This is a genomic window from Eubacterium sp. SB2, assembly GCF_001244405.1.
Taxonomy (GTDB): Bacteria; Bacillota; Clostridia; order Lachnospirales; family Lachnospiraceae; genus Faecalicatena; species Faecalicatena contortus_B.
In genome coordinates, this window is sequence record NZ_LN865153.1 from 2,088,846 (window position 1) to 2,113,742 (window position 24,897).

Genomic DNA, 24,897 nt, shown 5'->3' on the forward strand with positions numbered 1-24,897 from the left:
CTATTTTTCCAGTTCATCCTCCAGAAGATCCACGGATACCAGCGTGGACACCCCCTTCTCCTGCATGGTGATCCCGTACAGCCTGTCCGCAGAAGTCATGGTTCCTCTTCTGTGGGTAATGACAATGAACTGCGTGTTCCTGGTCAATTTGTGCAGATACTGTGCAAAACGCACTACGTTGTTGTCATCCAGGGCCGCCTCAATCTCATCCAGAAGGCAGAACGGAGAGGGCTTCAGGTTTTGTATCGCAAACAGCAGAGAAATTGCTGTGAGCGCCTTCTCCCCGCCGGAGAGCTGCATCATATTCTGAAGCTTTTTGCCCGGCGGCTGTGCAATGATCCGGATCCCTGCTTCCAGGATATCCTCGTCCTCCATCAGTTCCAGCGTTCCTTTTCCGCCTCCGAAAAGCTGTTTGAATACAATGTCAAACTCCTTGGAAATCAGCGCGAACTGTTCTTCAAACTGCTTTCTCATGGCAGCATCCAGCTCATCTATGATTTTCATCAGCGTCGCTTCCGCCTCCACCAGGTCATCGTGCTGCCCCTTGAGGAACTCGTAGCGCTCCGATACACTTTTATAGTCGTCGATTGCATTGACATTTACGGAACCCAGTTTCTTAATCTCGCCTTTCAGCACCTGGATCTGGCGCTTCATATAGGAGAGATCCGTCAGATTTTCATTGCGCAGCTCCATCGCATGGTTGTAGGTCAGTTCATACTCATCCCACATATAGTTGATCTGCTTCTCAGAGGCCTCCTCATAGGATTCCCTGCGGCTGCTCAGCCGGAAGCACTCCTTATCCAGTTCGGACATGTGTTTGGAGAGTTCCTCCCGCTTTCCGAGAAATGCCTTATGCTTCTGGTTCAGCTCCTCCCGCTTGGCGACCTGGCTCTTGATCTCTGTGTTTATCTCCTCAAACAGCTCTTTTGAATTTTCAATGGTCTCTCTAAGGTCCTGAATCTTGTCCTCTTTTTCCTGAATTTCTTCGGAAGCATTGCCTTTATTGATGTCCAGTTCCTTTAATTCTGTCTCGAACTTTTCCGTCTCTTCCTGAATTCGCGTTATGTTTTCCAGAATAAACGCATTCTGCTGTTCCAGGCTCGCATATGCCAGGTGCACTTCTTCCGAATGTCTCAGCTGGACGGTCTCCTTTTCCTTGTCGGATTCCAGACTTTCCTGCAGCTCGCGGATCCGGTTGTTCAGTTCCTTCTCCAGGGCTTCCGACGTCTCCAGTTCCATCTGAATGGAGTCCTCATTATCCAGGATCTCCTGCAGCCTTAGTTCTAAGCCCTCCTGCTCCCTGAGATACCCTTCACAGCGTAATTTCGCTTCACGCTGCCGGTTCTGAACCTGCTCCACATTCATCTTCGCAGTGTTCTCTTTGACGGATGCTCTTCTGAGCTTCTGCTGGATCTCATCAATAGCGCTGTAGCATGCGGTACGTTTTGCCTTGATCTCGTTTACCGACTGCTCACAGTCATCCATCTCTTTTTTCAGCATCCTGACCGTTTTTTCGAATTCTTCTATCTCCCGCCTTCTGCTCAACAGGTTGCTGGAATTCTTGAAAGCGCCCCCGGTCATGGATCCTCCGGGATTCATGAGTTCCCCTTCCAGAGTGACAAGCCGGAGCGACTGTTTGTATTTTCTGGCCAGGCGGATTCCATTATCTATGTTATCCACTACAATGGTTCTGCCAAGCAGCTGTTCAGCCAGCCCCATAAATCGGTCTTCAACCTGCACCAGCGTGCTGGCAAGGCCGATCACACCGGGCTCCTTCAGTGCTTCCTGCTGGCGGATCCCGCCGCCTCCATGCATGCTTGTCAGAGGCAGGAACGTGGCACGCCCGAACTTATTCTGCTTAAGATAAGCGATCATCCGCTTGGCGGTCTCCTCATTGTCGGTGACAATGTTCTGGATATTGCCTCCCAGAGCCGTCTCCACGGCGATCTCATATTCTTTTTCTACTTTAATAATATCCGCAACAACACCGATCAGTCCCTTTTCCCTGTCCTTATTGCTCATGACCCTGCGGATGCTGTTACCGTATCCGTCATAACGCTCGGTTATGTTCTTTAAGGATTCCAGCCGGGAAGACTCTCTGTGGTAAGCGGTCTGCCCAATACGCAGCTGCTCCTGCTTCCCGGACAGTTCCTGCTGGAGCTTATCGATCTCCTGCTCATTCGTGCTGATCTGTTCCGTATAAGCATGGATTCTCCCGGAAATCTGCTGCAGCTCTTCTTCGTAAGCGGCGAGTACTTCATTCTGTTTCTCCGCCTCTGACGATACCTCCAGGATCAGCCTGCCCAGTTCAGATTTTCTCGTTGTGATCTGCTCCTGTGTCGTTGCATAATGCTGGATCTTAGCCTTTGTGGAAGCCCTGTTATTCAAAAGCTCTATGATCTCGGCCTTACTATGTTCTATCTGCGCCGTACCCGAGGCAATCCGGCTCTGCACATCCACCAGCGCTTCCTTTGCCTGTGCATCGCTCTTTGCAACTTCCGCGAGCCTGGTCCTTACGGAGGTCTGCTCCCTGGCAAGTTCCGCCCGCTGGGCCTGTCTGGTCTCTATCTCCACGCGGATCGTATTGAGACGGTTATCATAGTGCTCGTCATTCATCCGAACCGTATTGATCTGTTCTTTCAGGACATTGATCTGTCCCTCCAGCTGCTGTTTGAGAAGGGTCGTCTCATTGAGCTGGCTCTTTGCCTTTTCAATGGAGAAGTCAATGCTGTCCACTTCCTCCTCAATGGCCTCGTACTCCGTCTTCATCTCTTCATACCGGACGTTTGCTTCTTCAAGCTCGTCCGAAGCGATTTGATACTTACTGTCCAGATCACGAATCTGTTCTTTGATCCGCTCCGTCTCCAGCAGAAACATGTTAATATCGTAAGTCTTGAGTTCTTCCTTTTTCTTAAGATACTCCCTCGCTACCTCGGACTGCCGTTTTAATGGCCCGATCTGTTTTTCAAGCTCTGAGAGAATATCATTGACACGGGTCAGGTTCTGTCTTTCCTCATCCAGTTTTCTGACCGACAGGTTCTTGCGCCGTTTGAACTTAACAATCCCCGCAGCCTCGTCGAACAGCTCTCTTCTCTCCTCCGGCTTTCCGCTCAGAATCTTATCGATCTGCCCCTGTCCGATAATCGAATATCCCTCTTTCCCGATGCCGGTGTCATAAAACATCTCATTGATGTCCTTCAGACGGCATCCTGCGCCATTTATCAGATATTCGCTCTCACCGGACCTGTACAGCTTTCTCGTAACCGTAACCTCCTCGTAGTCTACCGGGAGCTGATGATCCGAATTGTCCAGCGTAATGGCTACCGATGCATAGCTCAGCGGCTTTCGGTTCTCTGTGCCGGAAAAGATGACATCCTGCATGCTCCCGCCCCGGAGCTGCTTTACCCGCTGTTCACCGAGAACCCAGCGTACCGCATCGGCAACGTTGCTCTTGCCGCTGCCGTTCGGGCCGACGATGCCGGTTATTCCGTTGTGGAAGTCGAATTTGATTTTGTTGGCAAAAGACTTAAAGCCCTGTACCTCAATGCTTTTTAAATACATATAACACCTGCTCTATTTTTCTTTTCTCAATGCTAGTATTGCTTTATATGCAGCTTCCTGTTCCGCGGCCTTTTTGGTTCTTCCCTTTCCTATGCCGTAGCCATTTTCCTCAATCATGACCTCCACGAAAAAAGCCTTATTGTGATCAGGCCCTTCTTCCTTGATCAGGCGGTACGAAATACTCCCCGCCATTCTTGCCTGCACAATCTCCTGCAAAATAGTCTTGCTATCGAAAAAGAGCTTTTTATCTTCTAAATCCGTCAGTATAAACCGATGAATAAACTCTTTTGCATTAGTAAAACCACCGTCCAGGTAAATCGCCCCGATCAGGGCTTCCAGTGCGTCCGATGTGATGGAATCCCGGTGCCTTCCGCCGGTTGCCTCTTCTCCCTTGCCAAGCAGCAGATAGGAGCCCAGGTCTATATCCCTCGCACAGAAAGCCAGGGACGGCTCACATACCATGCTGGCCCTTGTCTTTGTCAGTTCCCCCTCCGACACCTTCGGAGATTCCAGGAACAGATATTCGCTGGAAACCAGTTCAAGCACCGCATCTCCAAGGAACTCCAGGCGTTCATTGCAGTGGTACTTCTCAAGATGCTTCTCGTTCGTATAGGAACTGTGCATCATGGCCCGGCGCAGCAGAGAAAAATCCCGGAACTTATAACCGATCTTACTCTCCAGTTCTTTTAAACTATCTTTCATATTTTTCACCTTTCAGTTAAAATGAAAAAGCCCATAGGGGCTTTTTCATCTGTTACCACTTATTCTACAGCCTTTCTAATCTGCTCAACAGCATCTCCCACTGTTGTAATCTTCTCTGCCTCATCGTTGTCAATCTCAATGTCGAATTCTTCCTCAATACCCATGATTATCTGGAAAATGTCCAATGAATCTGCCCCTAAATCATCTACAAATGTTGTTTCCATCGTAATATCCTCAGTAGAAACATTTAATACGTCTGCAATAATTTCCTGTAATTTTTCAAATTCCATAGTCCTCTTCCCTTTCTTCGTTACATTAATTTGTCGTTTTTTCTTCCTGCGCCTGGATGGCAGCCTTTATCTTCTCATTGATCTGCTGCTCCTTAAATGTGACGCATTGAATAATTGAATTACATACTTCTTTTGAAGTAGAGCTTCCATGTGTCTTGACAACTAGTCCGTTTAATCCCAGCAGCGGCGCTCCGCCGTATTCGCTGGCATCAAAGTCTTTCAGTGTGGATTTGAGCGCCGGTTTGACCAGAAGCGCGCCTATCTTTGTCCGCAGTGAGGTCATCATACTTCCCTTAATCTTGCTGATCAGAGTTCCGCCTACGCCTTCAAAGAGCTTCAGGATCACGTTGCCCACAAATGCCTCGCAGACGACTACATCCACAGCTCCCGCCGGTATATCCCTTGCCTCTACGCTCCCCACAAAATTAATATCCCTGCATTCCTTGAGCAGCGGAAAGGTCTCTTTCACAAGAGCATTCCCTTTTTCTTCCTCTGCCCCGATATTCACAATGCCGACGGTGGGGTTCTTCTTTCCGATAATATTCTCCATATAGATGGATCCCATCTTAGCAAACTGGACAAGATGCGACGGCCTTGCATCCACATTGGCCCCGCAGTCTATCAGCAGTGATACGCCCTTTGCAGTCGGGATCAGCGGAGCCAAAGGGGGTCTCTCCACGCCCTTTATGCGACCTACAATCACCTGGCCTCCGACCAGTACCGCACCAGAACTTCCCGCAGATACAAATGCGTCTGCCTCGCCCTTTTTCACCAGATTCATGGCTACTACAATGGAAGAGTCTTTCTTCCTGCGAATCGCCATAACCGGTGGTTCTGCAGTCTCAATAACCTCTGTTGCATTCACAATCTCAATCTGATCTGTCGGGTAAGTATATTCTGATAACGTCTTCCTAAGCAGTTCCTCCTGTCCCGTAAGCAGAACCTTAATATCTTTCCTCTGCCGGACAGCCTCTACCGCGCCCTTAATCAACTCGCCGGGGGCATTGTCCCCGCCCATGGCATCTAACGCGATTCTTGTAATATCAGACATTTTCTTTCCTCCTAACGCTACTGCATTAATTCTACTAGACATCAATCTAAAAATCAACAAGAAATTGGAAATAGTTGTGAGGGGATTCGCTGCTTTTGTGGTCGGAGGGGGACGCTCCATAAAGGGACCGGCACAAGCCGCCAACAGCATCTACAATTTCCTTCCTGATATTTTCAAAATCCGTTTTCCACTTAGCATCATAAGGCAAAACAATAACTCGCGTCATCTCCATACTCAATCTCCCTTCCAACTTCATTCACAGCCAAACTACTACTAATCCCCCCATAAAGTCATCCCCCTACGCCGCCACGGTCCAGGCTCCCCCAGAGCGCACCCCCTTACCTGCCGCTTGGAAGCACCAGCTTACCGGCAGCCGTGACGTGCTGAGAAAAGCCCCTGTCCTGTTGGAAATGCTTCCAGCGAGCCTAGCAGCAGTTAGTGGAAATCCGCAGAATCAGCCGGAGAAAAGCTGCTCACCAAAGCAGCTTTTCAGAACACCTGAGCCGCTTAATCATCAGATTAAGCGGTGAATGTGTTCGGTTCCGGCTGATTCTGCGGATTTCCACTTACTGCTGCTTGGCGCAGCGGCCTGTATTTCCAACAGGACAGGGGCTTTTCTCAGCACGTCACGGCTGTCGGCAAGCGTCCCCCATCCTATCCCTCCCGCTTCCACGATATATTTTGTCTGATATGGATGGAGAGCTCTGTTAAATATTGTTTCGACGGTTCTATCCCCAGCCCGATATAATCATACAAAATCTGCAGCGGCAGTGCACCCTGTTTTTCCGGCTGCTGCCCAATGGTTGCGGCTATGACCCCTCTGTCCATAAAGGGTTTCTGCTTATTGATTACGTCGTTGGTGATCATCTTGATTCTTCTTTCTTTATCCAGCTTTTCGACTTCTTCACATATGCTGTAGTCACCCGGGTTGATGATATACAGCGCATCTAAATCTGCATTTTTTTTCACGACCTCAAGTACATTTGAATATTCTCCCTTTTGAAAGACAATATTCGAATCCCTGTTTACAATCTCGATCTGCGGGTATCCTTCATCCAGCTCCTCTATGAACCCATCCAGCCTCTGGAGAAAGGAAGGCGACTGTTCGTCAAAACTGGTTGCCAGGGCGATCTTCCCCTTTTCACGGGTCACAAGCGCGACCAGACCGGCCGCAACTTTTCCGGAATCATGGTAATTGCATCCAACGTAAGAGAGCCTCCTGGCATCTTCCATATCCAGATTAAAAAAGACCATTGGGATATTTTTCTTATTCATCTTTTGAACAAATTGCCTGATGGAGTCCATATTAAGAGGCACTAATGCGATTCCATCCAGTTCATCGTCCTCTGCTTCCTGAAGAAGGGGCGCAATAAACTGATCCGACAATTCTTTGATCAGATAAAAATGGACGGTGACACCAAAGGTCTTCAGCTCCTCTGCCTTTTTCCTTGCCGCCCGGTAAACATCCGCAAAAAACAAATCCACCGGAGTATCACATACTACGAATCCAAGTCTGATTTTTTTCTTTCTGGCCGCCAGCATCTGCCCGGCCATATTGGGCTCATATCCTAACTTGTCTGCTATTTCCTTAACCTTGTGATAGGTCTCTGCATTTACTCCCGGCCGGTTATTTAATACCCGGTCCACGGTTCCCCTGGATACTCCTGCTATTTCTGCAATCTTTTTAATCGTTACCATAGTTCATTCCTCTTCCGGCCAGTGTACTGACACATTTATATTCTACGATATTAGGCTAACTCTCAATGTGTCAGTACACAGTTCATTTTCTTCAAAATGAATTATACCACGCATTCTGCCAATCTTGTTTATTTATTATACAGATTTTTACAAATATTTCCGAAATCCAGGGTCCCATATTTTCTTTTCAAGGAATCCAGGTTCAGAAGTGTCATGCCGTTTACAAAACCATTGCAGGTATCGTTATCATCTCCTTTATTCTTTGCGGCAGCGCCGGAAAATTCTTTATACTCCGTATCCGCCAGCCAAAGGGAGGTCATATATCCCTCGCACTGGACACCAGGCATGGCATATCCATACATGTCCGCGGGCGTTGACAGCCCCTGCTGCATCCCTCTCGTCACGGCCTCCGCCACTCTTGCCAGCCTGCCGTCATGGCAATACTCTGCAATTCTTAGAAATTCCGGGACAACCTCTTCAAAGGAACAGTCTACGTAACTGCCGGCCGGAATCACGTCACAGCCCGCCCAGCCTGTGGTCCTAAAGCCATGCCTTCCGAGCAGCGTATCCGCATCAAAGGGAATGTCCCACAAATACGTCCAGCCCGCAAGGATTCTGGCCGCATCTGCCGCACCCGAAAGATATACTGCATCGCCGCACTGCTCATATAATGCGAGCATACTTCTCATAACAAACATCACACTCGCGGCATCCATCTTTACGGATTTTTTGTGGGAGGTATCGTTAATGCCGCCAATATATGTGGTGTCACCGATATATTGGCGAAGGATAAACCCGGCCGCCTTTCTGGCTGATTCCAGATACTTTTCTTCCTTTGTATAGCGGTACACTTCTACCAGAAGCGGTATCGGAAATATCGCCCCTGACCCCTGTTCCTTTTCTGACCGCCCAAACCACTCCTGCGGATGCGCCAAAGGCTCTCCTTCCATCGTATATCCTCGATTCCAGGAACCATTGGCATTCTGTATCCTCAGGAGCCTTTCACAGAAATTCAAAACCGCCTGCAGCCACTCCGGATGCCCCTGTCCATTTTCTTTCTCGATCAGATATGATTTCATCAAATAGAACATCGTATCGGTCATGGATCTGAAGTAATTGCCCTCTACCTTTGCAAGCTCCCCGGCGATATCCATCAAAGCCCCCACAATCTGGTTCCCGAGATAATCTTCCAGCTCTTTTCTGTCATGGGAATATTGGAAAGGAAGCAGAATCCCCGTCCACCAGTAGACAATTTCTTCTTTATCTACAGAATAGAGGCCGATCGGCAGCCCCGATTCCTCTACGCAGTTTTCTACGAAATAGTCCAATGTCTTTCGTGCACTCTCTCTGTATTGCAAAAAACGTTCTGTACCGTGCTGTCCTTTTTCCCATGCAGCCGACAGCATGTCATATGCAAGAAGTGTCTGCGCACCACAGAACCCATATTCGAGCAGATTCTGTTCCCCATAACTCTGACGGGGCGAAAAATGGATAAAGTAACCCGCCGGTCTTCCCTTTTTATCCGGAAATTCCCGGAAACTATTGAGAACCATATCCCTCCTGTACTGTATGGATTCCTCTAAGGTAAATGGAAGAGGCACCTCTTCCTGCAGAAGCCGGTCGATCTGGAGGGCCGTGGTCTGCCAGGAAGCATCCGTAAGCCTCTCTGCTTCCCCCGCCTGCAGCAGATAGGACATTTGTAATTTTGTTCCCTCTTCCACCCCCTGATAAGCCGCCCATTCGGAGCCGTCCACGTTCAGGCAGAATGTATTTCTTTCATAAAAGGGGTAATCACAGCGCAGAATGCATTCTCCTACATGGTATTCCGAGGGGGCGAGCCCTAAGGATCCGATGTCTGTGTCATGAATAAAATGACGCTTCTGGATCTGCCGACGGGTAATTGTCGTGTCTTTGCATGGGGTATCTGCCCTGAGCAGTGATAGAAAACATTGGCTTTTTTGTGCATATGCAGTCACGGACATAGATGGGTTTCTGTCATCCTTGTAATCCTGGCTGTAAGTCCCAAGGTAATCCTCCTCGCCGTCTCCGTCTGTATCATTTTTGTTATAAAAGGCCCCCGGAATCACGAATTGATAATCGTCAAAAGAAGATTCCCTGCTGCCCCTGACCCGAAACTCTGTGGTCAGATGAATCCCTGTTTCTTCGGTAAAGCGGGTACATGCCGCCGTTCTGTCCAGTCTGATCAACTGGTTTTCTATTTTCCAGATATCTCTGATCTTATACTGATTGCCATACCGGTCTTCTGCCTGTGCCTCTCCGTAAAAACCATCCTCATATACACCGCAGGCATCATAGCGGATTTTTTTCTTTGCCCCTTTGATATCCTTTAGCACAACAGGAAAGTCCACAAATACTCTCATATCCGGACTGGACTCTTCTCTGGTCTTCCATATGGATATCATAGGAGAATAGGCCTCAAATTGGCGTATAAATTCCAAGTCTATAAACATGGTACTCCCTCCTTTTTATCATGAAAGGGAATATTGCCTGCAAACACAATACTCCCTCTTTCTTCGTCACTCTTCCTCATCGAGCGGCTGATAAATCATATATTCAAATTCCGCCCTGCAGCGCCGCCCTGAAGTGTCCTGGCAGCACAGAACAAGAAAGGTTCCCGTGAACCTAAGTCCATGCACTGCCTCATCATAATAATCATCCGACAGCTGCGAAGCGTCCAGTATTTCCCCTATATTCTGATACCTTTCCCCGTCGGGCGACCAGCAAAACTGCGCCTCCCTGTTTCTCACTTCGATTCTCAGATATAGTTCCTGTGCACTGCCGGCTGGCTGGCGTTCGCCTTTGCTGACCCTGATCTTTCCATGATCGCAGACAAGCACCGATAAGACTCTCCCTTTTTCCTCGTCCCAGCTCAGATTCAGATAAAAATAATTTGTCGTATCATAATACAGCGCCAGGCCTGCTGCCTGCTGATAGTGGACCGGATCAAACTTAAGCTTCGTCTCAGCTGTAAAGTGAAAGTGTTCCCGCCTCATACCAGCCAGGCTCTGCGTATGCAGTGATTCCATAGACTCTTTCCCATAAAGGATCAGAGACTGCTTTTCTCTGTCAAAATCCATCCACCTGCTGTCCAAAGGGATGCGCAATGTCTGGAATTCATCCGGGAGCCTGCCCGGAAAGACCTTCTTTACACTCTTTTTCTGTACTGGAAAATCGGGCAGTTTTGGAGCCGTTACCGCTTCCTTTGGCAGCCCTGATGTCTGATCCAGTACGAACCAGCCGTCCTCCGTCATTTCCAGCTTCTGAATTGCCGTCTCTCTGCCTAACATACACCGGTTCTGGTTCCCGTTGGGCCGTCCGCACAGATGCGCCATATACCATTCCCCATCCTGCGTGCTGACCAGGCTGCCATGCCCGCATTTCTGCAGCGCCAGTTCCGGATGTCCATAGGATGTCAGCAAGGGATGATAGGGGGAGAGCTCGTAAGGGCCTTCGATGTTCCCTGCACGTGCAACTGTTACTGCATGCTCATAGAAGGTCCCGCCCTCGGCGCAGAAAAGATAGTACATTCCATTGATCTTATACAGATGCGGCCCTTCCGTCAGCCCAATACTGCTTCCCTGGAATATCTTCTGCGGATCTCCTGTCAGACATTGTTTCTCTTCGTCGTATTCCTGCAGAACAATTCCATCAAATGAAGCTGATTTATCCCGATGATCCCACCGCTGGTTCAGCAGATACTTTTTCCCGTCGTCATCATGAAAAAAGGACGGATCAAAACCACTGCTGTTCAGATAAACAGGATCAGACCATGGACCGCAGATGCTCTTGCTGCATGTCAGAAAATTGTCCACATCCTTATAGTAATTCCGGTAGGTCTTTACATTGGAATATATCAGATAGAACATACCCTCGTCGTATGTCAGGCACGGCGCCCATACACCGCCTGAGTCAGGCACTCCCGTCATATCCAGAAGTCTCTTTTCATTTAAAGGCCTGCCTGCAAACTCCCAATGTACTAAATCTCTGCTGTGATAGATTTCTACCCCCGGAAACCACTGAAACGTCGAAACTGCAATATAATAGTCGTCTCCCGCCCTACAGATACAGGGATCCGGATGGAAGCCTTTCAGTACCGGATTTTTAATTATTTCTGCCATATATACCTCCGTCGAAACCGCTCATAGTTCTGAACACTCTTTATCCTTCTTTCACTGTTTGTTCTATGATTGTGTCAAAATCCATCGTATGGTACTTTTGTGATAAATAGTCTAAGTTCAACAGCGCCTGCCCGTTCACCAGTCCATTGCAGGTATCGTTATCATCCCCCTTGTTCTTGGCTGCAGCGCCGGAAAAGCCCTTATACTCCGTATCTGCCAGCCAGAGGGAGGTCATATACCCCTCACACTGTACCCCCGGCATTGCATATCCGTACATATTCTGAGGCATGGACAGGCCGTGCTGCATCCCCCGTGTCACGATTTTCGCCAATACTGCCAGTTCCCGGTCCTTGAGGTATCCGGCGATACGCAGCAGTTCCGGAATAAATTCTACAAATTCACAGTCCACATAACTGCCCGCAGGTATCACATCGCATACTGCCCACCCTGTCGTTTTAAACCCATGCTTTCCGAGGAGGGTATTTTTATCGAAGGGGATGTCCCAAAGGTAAGTCCAGCTTGCCAGTATACGGGCGGCATCCCTTGCCCCTGTAAGAAGCTTCTCATCCTTTGTCTGCTCGTACACCACCAGCATGGTGCGCATGGCAAACATCACGCCGACTGCGTCTATTTTCACCGACTTTTTATGTGTCGTATCGTTGAGGCCGCCGATATATTCCACCTGGGAAGCGTAATTGCCGTACACAAAATACGCGGCTCTTTCGGCAGACTTCAAGTACTTCTCCGACTTTGTAAGCGAATACAGTGCTGTCAGAATCTGGGCCGGGAAGATTGCCCCGGAACCCTGCTCCTTTTTGGACGCCCCGAACCACTGCGGCGGATTTGTAAGCGGTGCTCCCTCCATCGAATATCCGCGGTTCCAGGAACCGTCTTCATTTTGTATCTCAACCAGCTTATCGCAGAATTTGATTACGGCTTCCAGCCATTTCGGATGTTCATTTCCTTGTTCCTTTTCGAACAAATAGCACCGCAGCAAATAGTACATGGAATCGACCATAGACCTGCAGTAGTTACCCTTTACCTTTTTCAGCTCCTCTGCGATTTCCATCAAAGAGCTTACCACCTGGCTGCCAAGATACCCCTCCAGTTCCTCCCTGTCATCCGAGTACTGGAACGGAAACAGGATTCCCGTCCACCAGTATACATACTCCTCCTTATCCACATTGTAAATCCCGTTCGGCAGTCCCGATTCCTCGATACAGTGATCCACAAAATAATCGACTGTTTTAAGCGCCCTTTCCCTGTATTCTCCGGAGCCATTGTCCTTTGCCGCCGCCAGCATGTCCAGGCTCAGGAGCGTCTGTGCCCCGCAGAAGCCATATTCCAGAAGATTTTGTTCCCCATAATTGCTGCGTGGAGAAAAATGTACGAAATACCCCGCCGGCGCTCCCTTCTTTTCCGGGAACTCCCGGAAGCTGTTGTGGATCATTTCACGCCTGTAATACTGCGCCTCCTCTAAGGTAAAGGGCAGTGCTGTCTCCTGATCCAAAATTCTGTCCATCTGAAGAAGTGTCGTATTCCAGGATGCCTCTGTCAGGCTTTCTGCCTCCCCTATGCAGAGCAGATATGTCATGGAAAATTCCTGGCTTTCTCCAATCTCTTTGTAGGCCGACCACTCGGAACCATCTACATTGAGACAGAAAGAATTTCTTTCATAGAAGGGATAATCACACCTCAGGATAAATTCCTGCGTCCGATACTGGGATGGTGCGATTCCCAGAGAACCTATATCCGTATGATGAATAAAATGGCGGGCTTTGATCTGCTCCCGGGTGATGGTATCATCCTCCTGCGGTAAATCACCTCTGATCAGAGATACCGACCAATTTCCTTTTTTTCCATAAGCTGTGACCGCAAGAGCCGGATTTCTGTCGTCCTTATAGTCCTGGCTGAATGTTCCCAGATAATCGTCTACCCCGTCCCCGTCCGTATCATTATGGTTATACAGGGCCCCGGGTATAATAAATTCATAGTCGTCAAAAGATGCTGCCTTTAAATCCCTGCACCGGAATTCCGAAGTCAGGCGGATCCCCGTCTGCTCTTTTACCTCTTTGCAGGACACTTTTCGTTCCAGTTTATAGCTGCCCTTCTCTGCCGTCCATACGTCCGTGATGGTATAACAGTTTCCATATAAATCCCTGGCTTCTATCCCAGCCTGATATCCCTGTTTTGTACTTTCATAACGGTCGTACCTAAGCTTTGTTTTCGCGCCGGAAATGTCCTGCATAACCACGGGAAAATCGAGAAATATTTCCAGCCCCGGTTCCCCCTTCCCGCAGTTTCCTTTCATCAGCACGGAATATTTTTCATACTGTCTTATAAATTCTATTTCTGTATACATGCCTATCCCCTTTTCTTAATATGTAATCGCTTGTTATTCCTCAGAGTATCCAGATACACTGCCAATAATATAAGAAGTCCTTTTACAATAATCTGCCAGTAGGAGGTGACATGCAGCATATTCAGTCCATTATTCATAAACCCGATAATCAGCACGCCGATCATCACGCCTCCTGCCGTTCCAATTCCCCCGTTAAAGCTGACGCCGCCTAAAACCGCTGCCGCAATCGCATTGCATTCATATCCCGCACCGGATGCAGGCTGCGCCGAATACACTCTCGATGCCAGCATAATGCCAGCCATTGCGCTCATGATGCCGGTAAATATAAAGACGCTGGCGGTTATTTTTTTCACCTTGATTCCTGCATATACAGCCGCGCTTCTGTTCCCTCCTATTGCATACATGCCTCTTCCGAATTTTGTCTTATTAAGCAGGATGCTGGTAAATACAAGGCATACAATAATGACGATCCCCAAAATTGGGACAGGTCCTATATATCCGGTCCCGATCGCACTGAACGTCTCATCATAGCACATGATTGATTTTCCGTTTGTCATAAGATATGCCGCGCCTCTGAAGCACTGCTGCGTGGCAAGGGTTATAATAAAACTCGGGATGGTTGTAAATGTTGCAAGCAGGCCATTGATGATCCCGCAGAAGGCCCCGAATACCAGCGTAATGATAACTGCCGCAGCCGTAGGGATGCCGCTTTCAATCATAGAAACGCAGACACAGCCGCTCAGGGCAAGAACGCTGCCTACGGACAGGTCAATGCATCCGATAATCAATACCATTGCCATTCCAAACGCCAGCACGGAATCCACGCTGATCTGCCGTGTAACGGACAAAATATTATCGGCTGTTAAAAATGTATCTGTGAAAACCGAAAGAGCCAGTACAATCAGCAGCAGCGCGATTAATATCATAAAGTTGCGCTTCAAAAATTTACTAAGGCTCTGACTGACCGGGCTTTTATTGGTGATAAATTTCATGTTCATATCCTCCTGTTGCATAATGCATGATCTGTTCCTGGGTGACTTCTTCCTTCTTCGGATGAAAAAACCTGACCAGTTTTCCCTCACACATGACACCGATTCTGGAGCTCATATTCATAACCTCGGGCAGCTCCGAAGAGATTAAGATGATTGCCACGCCCCGCTCTGCAATCTGACAGATTAAATGGTATATATCTGACTTTGCGCCTACATCTACCCCCCTGGTCGGTTCGTCCAGGATTAAGATCTTCGGGTTCGACGCCAGCCATTTCGATATTACTACCTTTTGCTGGTTTCCTCCGCTGAGTTCAACCGCAAGCTGCTCGGTATCCGCCATCTTTATTTCAAGCTGGTTTACATATTCATCTAAGATCTGCTGCTCCTTTTTGGCGTCTACGGAGATTCCCTTTATAAATTCATCCATTACTGTGACTGTCATATTAAAGGAAATTGAATTTTCCAAAAACAGGCCGTTTTCTTTTCTGTCTTCCGGGACAAGCGCTATCTTCTTTTGGATTGCTTCCCGCGGTGATTTTATGATACATTTTTCACCCTCCAGATAGATACTGCCGGCCTGAACTTCGTCTAAGCCAAACAAAGCTTTTGCAAGCTCTGTCCTTCCTGCCCCCATGAGACCTGTTATCCCAAGAATTTCCCCTTCAAAAAGTGAAAAATTAATATTTTCTACCTTTTCCGTTGTCAAATTTTCAACCCTGAGCACTTCTTTTCCCAATGTCACATCATAATCAGGGTAATAGTCTTCTATTTTATGCCCGACCATATTCTGGATGATCTGCTCATAGCTGATCTCTCTGATAGGAGCTGTTACAATATGGCGGCCATCCCGCATGATCGTGATACTGTCCGCAATCTGATTGATTTCGTCCATCTTGTGGGATATGTAGATAATCGATACCCCTTTTTCACTCAGTGATTTTATTTGTCCAAACAAAAATTCCACTTCTCTGTCGGTCAGCGATGAAGTCGGCTCGTCCATAACGATAATCCTGGCATCAGTGGAAAGTGCTTTCGCAATCTCCACCATCTGCTGCTGTGATATGCTGAGTTCTCTGACTATTGTATCTGGCTTCAGGGTTGAGAGGCCGATCCTTTCCAATATTTCCGCCGCTTTCTTGTACATCTGATGATAGTCCACAAAGCCTGCTTTTGTCTGAAACTCTCTTCCCAAAAAAATATTTTCACCGACTGTCATATCCTGCACAAGCACGATTTCCTGATGAATGACTGCTATACCATGTTTTTGCGCCTCTTCGACAGAACCCAGGCCAATTGGCACACCGTCGATGATCACCTCACCTGTATCACAGTCATAGATCCCTCCCAGTATCTTCATTAAAGTAGACTTTCCCGCGCCATTTTCTCCCGCGAGCGCCCTCACTTCCCCTGCGTGCATGGAAAAATCCACATCATGCAATACCTGCACGCCGCCGAAGCTCTTATTGATGCCCTTCATCTGCAGAATGTTTTCTTCATTCATCATCTATGTCTCCTTTATGGCTGCACACGATGTACCAGTACATCGTGTGCGCTGCCGCAAGTATATATTACGCACCTGTATTTACTCAATTCCCCAATACTCTTTGTATGTATCCAGGTCATCTATTGTACAAAGGCTGAATTTTAAGCGCGGATCCTCACCGCATTTTCCGGTTTCCAGGACCTCAACCGCCTTATCTGCTGCTTCTGCCGCCAGTTCCTTCATGGGGTATACCGCTGTGATATCCAGGGCCCCGTCTTCCATGTTTCTGATATCCCCTGAAAGTCCATCTACATTTGCAACCAGAATATCATCCGTCTTGCCGGCCGATCTGACCGCTGCCGCAATCCCGACTCCGCAGTTCGAATTATTTCCAAAGATTGCCGTAACGTCCGGGTACTGCTGCAGCCAGTCTTCCGTCTTTTTCATGGCGGCATCTTCCGTACACACACCGTCAAAGACTTCCAGTACCTCGATCCCCTCATTTTCGGCCATGGCAGCCTTGAAGCCGTCGCCTCTCTCCCTGCATACAAATGCTACATCGTAGGTCAGGATGCATACCTTGCCTTTTCCGCCAAGTTCTTTGGCTACTTCCTGTCCCACTTCATATCCTGCCGTATAATTGTCACTTGTAACGGAGCCCACCACAAGTTCCAGCAGATCATCTCCCAATACCTGGTTCACGCTCAGAACAGGGATATCTGCCTTGTTGCACAATTCAAATGCAGATTTTACGCCCACGGAATCACATGCCTCTACAATAATCAGCTTGGCCCCCTGGCTTATGAAATCCTCTACATCCTTTGTCTGCTGGGCCTGATCCAGGTTTGCATCCTTTATGACTGCCTGATAGCCCTCTTCTTCTACTTTCTCTTTAATTGTGTCACACATGATCGTGAGACCTTCGTTGGTGTACATTGATGTGGTAATCCCGATTAAACCTTTGCTCTCTCCTTCTGTTTTCTTGGGCGCTTCCTCCGCTTTCTTTTCCCCCGGACTGCATGCACACATGGCCGCGGCCATACCAATACATAACAGCATACAAAGAGTTTTTTTCATAATACTTTCTCCTTTCGAATTAATATTCTGATAACTTTGTTATTGTGCCCGTGCACGGACTTTCTTTTTCTCAGAATATCACCTGTATATTTAATTGTCAATCGCTTTTTGCTCTTCACTTTATTTTTGTATATTTTCGCTATTTATAACTTGAAAATTTCTCTGTTTTTACTAAAAAGAAAACACCTGGAAATACCTTTATGATTTCCAGATGTCCACTGACTCATTGATCTATTTTATTGTATTTGTCCGGCTGCCGTTCATTTTTTGCTGTTTGATCCCGGTTACCGCCCCTACATACTGGACGGACACAGCCGCGCAGTGTGTGCCGTAATCACAGCATTTTCTTAAGTCCCACCCAAACAGCAGCCCGTGAATAAATCCGGCCACAAAATTATCTCCGGCCCCTGTGGAGTCCACTGCCTTAACCTTTCTGGCGGGAATCTGAAAACTCCCGTTCCCGCTGACTGCCGTGCATCCTTTCTCTCCGGTCTTTATGATCACATTCTTCACGCCATATTGAAGGAAGACACTGCCCATTCCGGCAAGGGTTCTCTGCTCCTCCCCCGTCATAATGCGACAGTAATAGGAGGCTTCGTTTTCATTCGGGAACAGATAGTCTATGTAAGGCAGGATTTCTAAGAGATCCTCCCTGAAAATCTCCCTGTATGTGGGCATTTTGGTATCCGCACAGACGACTGCGCCTTCGGCTTTGGCCGCCTTCATCAACCGAAGAATACTTTCTCTTTTGTCCAGCGGCGCCCGGAACAAGCTGGCAAATGATACGGCCTCTGCCCCGCGAAAGGCACGTTCGTCCGGCTCGTATCCCGTCAGCATGGTTGCAGGGCTGTTAGCGGACTGCCGGCTCCCGTTTTTTTGTACCATCAGGTTAGCCACCGGGGTTGTGATACTTTCTGATACCGCCGCATGGGATACATCTACCCCGTTGCTCCTGGCCGTATGAAGCACGATGTGGCCTGCCAGGTCATCTCCCACTGCGCACACCAGGCTGACCTGGTGCCCCAGATGGGATAGGACAATGGACTCGTTTAAGGCATCACCTCCTGTATTTAACGAGATTGAATCCGCCCGGTATACATTTTTCTTATAAGGCTTCTCTTCCATCCCTCTGGTGATGCAGTCAACTAATGCCTGCCCAACACATACAACATGCTTTTGGTGTTCCATCATACGACCTCCCTGATTTTATTCATCCTGTAAAAGATATGGCTCCGTCAAAATGATCGTTCCATCCTCCCCTTGGAAAATCAAACGACATGCCCCATATATTTCTTAATTTTACGATGTACTGGTTCTGTATTTATGATTTTATTTCTATGTTATTATACCTAAAATACGCGCTTTTTAACACCCCTTGTACATCGAAAATTTCGGTCAGTTTAACAGTAAATTACTTATTTTTCGATGTACTAATATAAGAACTTACAACACTTAATTAGAATCCATATCAGGATTCCCCCTGTTCCCGGCGGCCATAAAAATGTACCGAGTGTCAGTATTGCTATAAAACGCATCGAACAGATTTTTACTCTGCCGCACACATAAATCAGTATCATAGAGAAAACTAATCCCATCGAAACCTCCTGCCTCCTTAATCTTTTGTTTAAGACTTGCTTGTTACCATTATTTATTTACTTACTTTTTGAATGACCTGCATTCCATATAGATATGTTTAACTTTGTCTCTTATTTAAGAGGTTTCTAAGGTGTCTTTCGGTATATCCGTACTCTCTCGCCAGAGCCTTCAGATTTTTACCGTCATACCGTTCATTTACTATTTTAGATATGTAGTCAGTTCTGTAAAGCCGCATGGGGAAGGTTATTTGCTGTCCCTTCATGTTTTTATAGATCTCTTCCGTATTTTCTATGCCCACAAGATCAACCAGCTGATTGTATATCTCTGCCAGGCCTTCTCGTTTATCTGCTGTGATTAGCAAGCCAATCCCTCCTTCCTGCGGTAACTATACAGAAAATTCAATATTTTATCATCTGCTTATTGCATTGAATTATTCCTTATATATTTCCATATTTTTACATGCTCCTGAAACCTTTATGATTCAGCCATTGTCTACATACATCATAATAAGCCAAGAACAATCTTCCGCACCTGGCTTTTAACCGTTTCTTATTTCATTTTTCTGTAATACAAAAATAGAGTTTCACCAGCGATGCTCGCGTCTGCTGTTGTCGCATAGCGGCATCTAATGCTTACGCCGCAATGCGTATCCCGCCGGGAGGGCTTTTTTATCTTATAGGCGAACTTTCCCATAAGATGAAAAAAGGCTTCCCGGAATCCCGGGAAGCCTTGTCTTCTCTGTACTTAGTCAACAGAAATGATTTCTTTTTTGTTTTAAGCGAAGGTGCATCAACCTAATACATTATCACGCGCTGTAACGGCGAAAATTCAAGGGTTTCGCCCATTTTCTCTTTTTATCATATTGTATCCGCCTTCGTCAGTACAGCAGTCATTTGGTGTAAAGATTGGTGTAAACTATGTGAATGAGAAAAGAGACTGCATGTTATAGCCTATAGTCTGTTTCCCCTGACAAGATGGCTTTCCAATTCTGCCTGTCCTTTAAAACCCTTAAGATAATAATCTCCTGTATACCCTGGTCAACCACAAAGAAGATATTGTATGTAGCATAAGGTTTCAGCCTGATCTCCATTCCCTGATACTCAAAGCTTATCCCGCGATAACCAAAAGGAAATGTTTTTAGCTGTTGGATTTCCTTATCATACCTCTCCAGAAAATCATGTGATGCTTTAGGGTTTTCAAAGTTTTCTATCAAGTATACGGCTAAATCAGTCACATCCTTTACTGCTTCCTGAGTTTCCCGTATTTTATACATCATACTGTGCTAGCTTCTCCCTGATAATCCTCATAGCTTCATCATGTTCTATCGTTCTGCCAGATCTCATATCATCAATGCCTTTGTCAAGCATTGCGAACAATTCATTCTGGTCTTTTTCATATTCCTTTTTTCTGTCTTTCGCCGCTATAGCCATAATTTCCTCCTATCTATTAGCCCCTCATCATCGAAACCATTTGAACATATCCTAATTCTAAGCCTATTCATTCGTTATCCGAAGAAGGCAATATTATACCTATGCTTTTTCTCAAATATTCTTTTACTTCCATCAGCATCTCCTCAGCTCTTTCATATTGTATTAATGCTGATTCTTTTGATACGATGTAAAAATCATCATACTCACTGGTATTTCTCACCTGAAAAGCATTCTGGATATATTTGGAATACTTCTTATTGAATATCCCCTCTTTAATTTAGTTTTTCTGGAAATATGCAATTACCCCTGAATGTTTAGAGTAATCTACTCCATCACAAGCTAACAGTGCTCTTACTGCTGAAAACATCGCGTAGTATGATCTGCCTATTGAGTCTTTAAACTGCCCCGCCTCTAATAATAAATTAGCTGATATCATTTTCTCTTCTGCATTAGTAATACGGTACTTTACTAAATTGATTATATCGTCACTAAGCACTGATAACAACCCCTTCCGCTTCAATATTACGGTAGTATGGCAATATCTCCTTATACCGCTCAAACTCATCAAATGGTATTACTGTAGGGGAAATAATTGTGTCATATTCAAGCCCCAAATCAGCCGCTTCATCCCATACATCTTCCAGAATCTTTTGCAGAGTTATTATGTCTCCTTTGGCAATCGCTGCCAAATCTATATCTGAAAATTCGTTATAATCACCTCTGGCATAGGAACCATATAAAAATATTCTTACAAGATTTTCTCCAAATGCCTTTTCATAAATTTTTTTCATCTGCTCTATAATGATATTAAATTCAGACTTCCTACACACATCAGCACCCCTTTCTACTTATTTTTAAAAGGTTACTTGTACATGCAGGTCTTCTGTACTTTTTCAAATTCTCATAAGCCTGCATTTTCTCTTCATCAGGTTCCGTTCCATTAAAAAGAGAATCTAAATTCTCCATAATATTTACAATATATACCACTTTATCATCTGGCATCTTTTCAATTAATTCAAAAGCCTTTTCTTTTATTGCAGGCATTTTATCACCTTCCTGCTTGAAACAGAATTTCCTTCTATATTCTATATTATAACAGGAATATAGAGAAAAGACACTTCTTTCACTGAATGTTTCCGATTTTATTCATTTCATCACGCACACGTGTTTGGTTCACATGATTATATATCTCCATAGTGACAGAATTGGTGTAAACCCATGAAAAAAGGCTTCCCGGAATCCCGGGAAGCCTTGTCTTCTCTGTACTTAGTCAACAGAAATGATTTCTTTTTTGTTGTAAGAGCCGCAAGCCTTACATACTCTGTGAGGCATCATAAGTTCTCCGCACTTGCTGCACTTCACAAGGTTTGGAGCACTCATCTTCCAATTAGCTCTTCTCTTATCTCTTCTAGCTTTTGAAGATTTATTCTTTGGACAGATAGACATAGGTTACACCTCCTTAAAATTCTTAAACAAATCACGGACAACTGACATTCTTGGGTCAAGCCCCGTATCTTCACAGTAACAGGTACCCATATTTAGGTTCTGACCACAAACGTTACAAATGCCTTTACAGTCTTCGCTGCATAGAACTTTCGTCGGCCATCCTATCAATATCTCATTAAAGAGCATTTTGTCCACGACAAGATGATATCCGTCAATGAAATTTGATTCATCTAATCCTTCCGGCAAATCGGCATCCGCAACATTCAAATCCACGCGCTTGATAAAATCCAGTACAAACTCCTGCTTTACATCCTCCAGGCAACGGTCACATGGTATCATAACCGAAACTTTCGTCTCTGCCTTGATCTGTAATTCCTTGTTCTTTACGTGTGTAACGACAACGTGCACAGGTTTTTTGCTGACCACCGGAAACAAACCGGTCTTCAACTGCAGTTCTTCCAATTCCACAGGCACTGTTTCTTCAACTGTCTTATGCTGGTCTGACAGAACGTCTGATAGGCTAATTAACATCTTCATTACTCCTATTCATACCTAGATTATTATATCATGTAAAATAAGTTTGTCAACTAAAAAATGTAAAATAAAGGGGATCTTCATAGGGGTCTGACCCCTTTGCGCACCGTTTTCAGAATATTCTAACAAATCAGATGAGCGGACAGACATGGGATCTATCCGCTCATTCTTTTTATCGTCAGCCTTATTTTACAAGTGCAACTGTCTCTCTTGCGATTGCCAGCTCTTCGTTTGTCGGTATTACATAGACTTTTACTTTTGAGTCTGGAGTCGAGATCATCACTTCCTCGCCTCTCTTGGCATTGGCTTCTTTGTCAAGCTCTATGCCAAGGAACTGCAGGTAACTGCAAACCTCTTCGCGTACTTCGTGGTCGTTCTCGCCGATTCCTGCTGTGAAGACGATGTTATCCACGCCGTTCATAGCTGCTGCATAGCTTCCGACATATTTGGCTACTCTGTATGAGAATACCTTCAGGGCGATCTGTGCCTGTTTGTTTCCTTCCGCAGCTGCAGAGGACAGGTCCCTGAAATCGCTGGACAGCCCTGACAGACCGTATACGCCGGAATCCTTGTTCAGGACTTTCATCAGGCCTTCGATATCCAGATTTTCTTTCTTTGCTATAAATTCCATGATCGCCGGATCAATATCTCCGGAACGTGTTCCCATAACCAGCCCTTCCAGCGGGGTCAGTCCCATGGATGTGTCTACGGATTTGCCGTTTAATACGGCACACACGCTTGCGCCGTTTCCAAGGTGGCAGACGATCGTCTTCACGGCGTCATAAGGCTTACCTGAAATCTCCGCTGCCCGTTTGGATACGAAGCTGTGGCTTGTCCCGTGGAAGCCGTAGCGTCTTACTTTATATTTGTCATAATATGCATAAGGAAGTCCGTACATATATGCTTTTTCAGGCATCGTCTGGTGGAACGCCGTATCGAATACGCCAACCATAGGAGTATTCGGCATCAGCTCCTCACATGCATTCACGCCAATCAGATTTGCCGGGTTATGTAACGGCGCCAGGTCGTTACACTCCTCTACTGCCTTCTTAACTTCTTCTGTGATCACTACAGAAGATGCAAACTTCTCTCCTCCGTGTACCATACGGTGTCCTACAGCACCGATCTCGTCCAGGCTCTTAACAACACCTGTCTCGGAATCCGTCAACGCGTCGATCACGTACTTGATTGCCTCTGTATGGGTAGGCATGTCTTTTTCCGACTTCACTTTCTCTCCGCCCGCCGGCTGATAGGTAAGGCTGCCGTCGATTCCGATCCTCTCGCAGAGGCCTTTTGCCAGCACCTTCTCTGATTCAGAGTCGATTAACTGGAATTTCAGAGAAGAACTTCCGCAGTTGATTACTAATACATTCATTTTATTATCCTCCTGAATTTCTATATAAGGGGCGTTCTCCGCCTCTCTTACATACAACTTTTTAACAGTCCGGTTAAGCTTGAACTGTTACCAACGGTTTATTGTGCCTGAGCCTGCACTGCCGTGATCGCTACAACGCCCTCAATATCCTCGGCACTGCATCCGCGTGACAAATCATTGACAGGAGCCGCGATCCCCTGTGTAAGCGGTCCGTAAGCTTCTGCTTTCGCAAGTCTCTGTACCAGCTTATATCCGATGTTCCCTGCATCCAGATCCGGGAAAATCAATACGTTGGCATGTCCTGCAACCGGGCTTCCCGGAGCCTTGGATTCCCCTACTGACGGCACGATAGCTGCATCCAGCTGTAACTCTCCGTCCAGCTTCAGTTCCGGCGCCAGTTCTTTTGCAATCTTTGTTGCCTCTACTACTTTGTCAACATCCGCATGCTTTGCGCTTCCCTTTGTGGAATGTGACAGCATGGCTACAATCGGTTCTTTCCCTGTCAGCGTACGGAAAGAATCTGCGGATGAAACCGCAATGTTGGCAAGCTTCTCCGGATCCGGGTTCTGTTCCAGCCCTGAATCCCCGAAGATAAATGTTCCGTCCGCTCCCATATCACAGTCCGGTACCACCATCAGGAAAAATGCAGAAACAAGCTTTGTGCCCGGCTTGGTCTTTAAAATCTGCAGACATGGACGAAGCGTGTCCGCCGTTGAGTGGCATGCGCCGGATACCATGCCGTCCGCATCCCCCATCTTCACCATCATAACGCCATAATACAGGTAATTATTCAGAAGCAGTTCTTTGGCCTGATCTTCCGTCATTCCCTTTTTCTGCCTGAGTTCTACTAATTTTGCAATGTAAGCCGCTGTCTTTTCACTCGTTGCAGGGTCTACAACCACAGCGCCGGAGATATCATATCCCGCCCCGTTTTTCTCAACTTCCTCTTTGCTGCCCACGAGGATCAGATTGGCTGTCCCCTCCTTCAAAACTGCTTCCGCAGCCTGGTAAGTCCTGACATCTTCCGTCTCCGGAAGTACGATTGTTTTCTTATCAGCTTTCGCTCTTGCCTTGATTTCGTCAATAAATCCCATGATTTAAATGCCACCTTTCATTTTTTCTCACTCTTTCCATTATAACCCAAAGAATTTTTGTATACAA

24 protein-coding genes are annotated in these 24,897 nt (G+C 46.6%); all 24 read right to left on the reverse strand.

Annotated elements, in window-relative coordinates; translation table 11 throughout:
• Positions 1–3,561 carry a chromosome segregation protein SMC gene (smc, locus tag BN1938_RS21730; protein ID WP_050642483.1) on the reverse strand — a complete coding sequence of 1,187 codons (3,561 nt, stop codon included), beginning with the start codon at positions 3,559–3,561 and terminating at the stop codon, positions 1–3.
• A gap of 12 nt (positions 3,562–3,573) precedes the next feature.
• The gene (rnc, locus tag BN1938_RS21735; protein WP_050642484.1) at positions 3,574–4,263 is read right to left on the reverse strand and encodes a ribonuclease III; all 690 of its coding nucleotides are present in this window, start codon (positions 4,261–4,263) and stop codon (positions 3,574–3,576) included.
• Between the two features lie 59 nt (positions 4,264–4,322).
• The gene (gene acpP, locus BN1938_RS21740; RefSeq protein ID WP_025657667.1) at positions 4,323–4,553 is read right to left on the reverse strand and encodes an acyl carrier protein; all 231 of its coding nucleotides are present in this window, start codon (positions 4,551–4,553) and stop codon (positions 4,323–4,325) included.
• Positions 4,554–4,578: 25 nt separating this feature from the next.
• Positions 4,579–5,604, reverse strand: a complete 1,026-nt coding sequence (plsX, locus tag BN1938_RS21745; RefSeq protein ID WP_050642485.1) for a phosphate acyltransferase PlsX — start codon at positions 5,602–5,604, stop codon at positions 4,579–4,581.
• 654 nt (positions 5,605–6,258) lie between these two features.
• Complete coding sequence (locus BN1938_RS21755; protein WP_050642487.1) at positions 6,259–7,302, reverse strand: LacI family DNA-binding transcriptional regulator; 1,044 nt, start codon at positions 7,300–7,302, stop codon at positions 6,259–6,261.
• Positions 7,303–7,430: 128 nt separating this feature from the next.
• Positions 7,431–9,773, reverse strand: a complete 2,343-nt coding sequence (locus tag BN1938_RS21760) for a hypothetical protein (RefSeq protein WP_050642488.1) — start codon at positions 9,771–9,773, stop codon at positions 7,431–7,433.
• Between the two features lie 66 nt (positions 9,774–9,839).
• A complete protein-coding gene (locus BN1938_RS21765) occupies positions 9,840–11,441 on the reverse strand; it encodes a glycoside hydrolase family 43 protein (RefSeq protein ID WP_050642489.1) in 1,602 nt (533 codons plus the stop codon).
• Between the two features lie 40 nt (positions 11,442–11,481).
• Positions 11,482–13,803 carry a hypothetical protein gene (locus BN1938_RS21770; RefSeq protein WP_050642490.1) on the reverse strand — a complete coding sequence of 774 codons (2,322 nt, stop codon included), beginning with the start codon at positions 13,801–13,803 and terminating at the stop codon, positions 11,482–11,484.
• A gap of 2 nt (positions 13,804–13,805) precedes the next feature.
• The gene (locus BN1938_RS21775; RefSeq protein WP_050642491.1) at positions 13,806–14,795 is read right to left on the reverse strand and encodes an ABC transporter permease; all 990 of its coding nucleotides are present in this window, start codon (positions 14,793–14,795) and stop codon (positions 13,806–13,808) included.
• Positions 14,776–16,299 (reverse strand): sugar ABC transporter ATP-binding protein, encoded by a 1,524-nt coding sequence (locus BN1938_RS21780; protein WP_242843903.1) that lies wholly within the window; start codon positions 16,297–16,299, stop codon positions 14,776–14,778. Before BN1938_RS21780 ends, BN1938_RS21775 begins: the two co-directional genes overlap by 20 nt.
• A gap of 78 nt (positions 16,300–16,377) precedes the next feature.
• On the reverse strand, positions 16,378–17,355 hold the full coding sequence (locus tag BN1938_RS21785) for a sugar ABC transporter substrate-binding protein (protein ID WP_050642493.1): 978 nt from the start codon (positions 17,353–17,355) through the stop codon (positions 16,378–16,380).
• A 231-nt stretch (positions 17,356–17,586) separates the two neighbouring features.
• Complete coding sequence (locus BN1938_RS21790; RefSeq protein ID WP_082203100.1) at positions 17,587–18,546, reverse strand: carbohydrate kinase family protein; 960 nt, start codon at positions 18,544–18,546, stop codon at positions 17,587–17,589.
• Positions 18,547–18,785: 239 nt separating this feature from the next.
• A complete protein-coding gene (locus BN1938_RS23550) occupies positions 18,786–18,950 on the reverse strand; it encodes a hypothetical protein (protein WP_156320711.1) in 165 nt (54 codons plus the stop codon).
• 98 nt (positions 18,951–19,048) lie between these two features.
• Positions 19,049–19,312 carry a Mor transcription activator family protein gene (locus BN1938_RS21795; protein ID WP_050642495.1) on the reverse strand — a complete coding sequence of 88 codons (264 nt, stop codon included), beginning with the start codon at positions 19,310–19,312 and terminating at the stop codon, positions 19,049–19,051.
• A gap of 582 nt (positions 19,313–19,894) precedes the next feature.
• Entirely contained in the window at positions 19,895–20,227 is a 333-nt protein-coding gene (locus BN1938_RS21800; protein ID WP_050642496.1) for a type II toxin-antitoxin system RelE/ParE family toxin, read from the reverse strand.
• A complete protein-coding gene (locus tag BN1938_RS23770; protein WP_187376336.1) occupies positions 20,217–20,381 on the reverse strand; it encodes a hypothetical protein in 165 nt (54 codons plus the stop codon). Before BN1938_RS23770 ends, BN1938_RS21800 begins: the two co-directional genes overlap by 11 nt.
• 67 nt (positions 20,382–20,448) lie before the next feature.
• Positions 20,449–20,601, reverse strand: a complete 153-nt coding sequence (locus tag BN1938_RS24040) for a hypothetical protein (protein ID WP_242843904.1) — start codon at positions 20,599–20,601, stop codon at positions 20,449–20,451.
• Between the two features lie 57 nt (positions 20,602–20,658).
• Positions 20,659–20,946: a HEPN domain-containing protein gene (locus BN1938_RS24110; RefSeq protein WP_255350424.1), complete on the reverse strand. Its 288-nt coding sequence runs from the start codon at positions 20,944–20,946 to the stop codon at positions 20,659–20,661.
• Positions 20,870–21,172: a nucleotidyltransferase domain-containing protein gene (locus tag BN1938_RS21810; RefSeq protein WP_187376337.1), complete on the reverse strand. Its 303-nt coding sequence runs from the start codon at positions 21,170–21,172 to the stop codon at positions 20,870–20,872. Before BN1938_RS21810 ends, BN1938_RS24110 begins: the two co-directional genes overlap by 77 nt.
• 40 nt (positions 21,173–21,212) lie before the next feature.
• Complete coding sequence (locus BN1938_RS21815; RefSeq protein ID WP_050642498.1) at positions 21,213–21,425, reverse strand: hypothetical protein; 213 nt, start codon at positions 21,423–21,425, stop codon at positions 21,213–21,215.
• Positions 21,426–21,647: 222 nt separating this feature from the next.
• Positions 21,648–21,827 carry a 50S ribosomal protein L32 gene (gene rpmF, locus BN1938_RS21820; RefSeq protein WP_004068723.1) on the reverse strand — a complete coding sequence of 60 codons (180 nt, stop codon included), beginning with the start codon at positions 21,825–21,827 and terminating at the stop codon, positions 21,648–21,650.
• A gap of 3 nt (positions 21,828–21,830) precedes the next feature.
• Positions 21,831–22,358, reverse strand: a complete 528-nt coding sequence (locus BN1938_RS21825) for a YceD family protein (RefSeq protein ID WP_050642499.1) — start codon at positions 22,356–22,358, stop codon at positions 21,831–21,833.
• A gap of 187 nt (positions 22,359–22,545) precedes the next feature.
• The gene (locus tag BN1938_RS21830) at positions 22,546–23,736 is read right to left on the reverse strand and encodes an acetate/propionate family kinase (protein ID WP_050642500.1); all 1,191 of its coding nucleotides are present in this window, start codon (positions 23,734–23,736) and stop codon (positions 22,546–22,548) included.
• A gap of 98 nt (positions 23,737–23,834) precedes the next feature.
• The gene (gene pta, locus BN1938_RS21835) at positions 23,835–24,830 is read right to left on the reverse strand and encodes a phosphate acetyltransferase (protein ID WP_050642501.1); all 996 of its coding nucleotides are present in this window, start codon (positions 24,828–24,830) and stop codon (positions 23,835–23,837) included.
• Between the last annotated feature and the right edge of the window lie 67 nt (positions 24,831–24,897).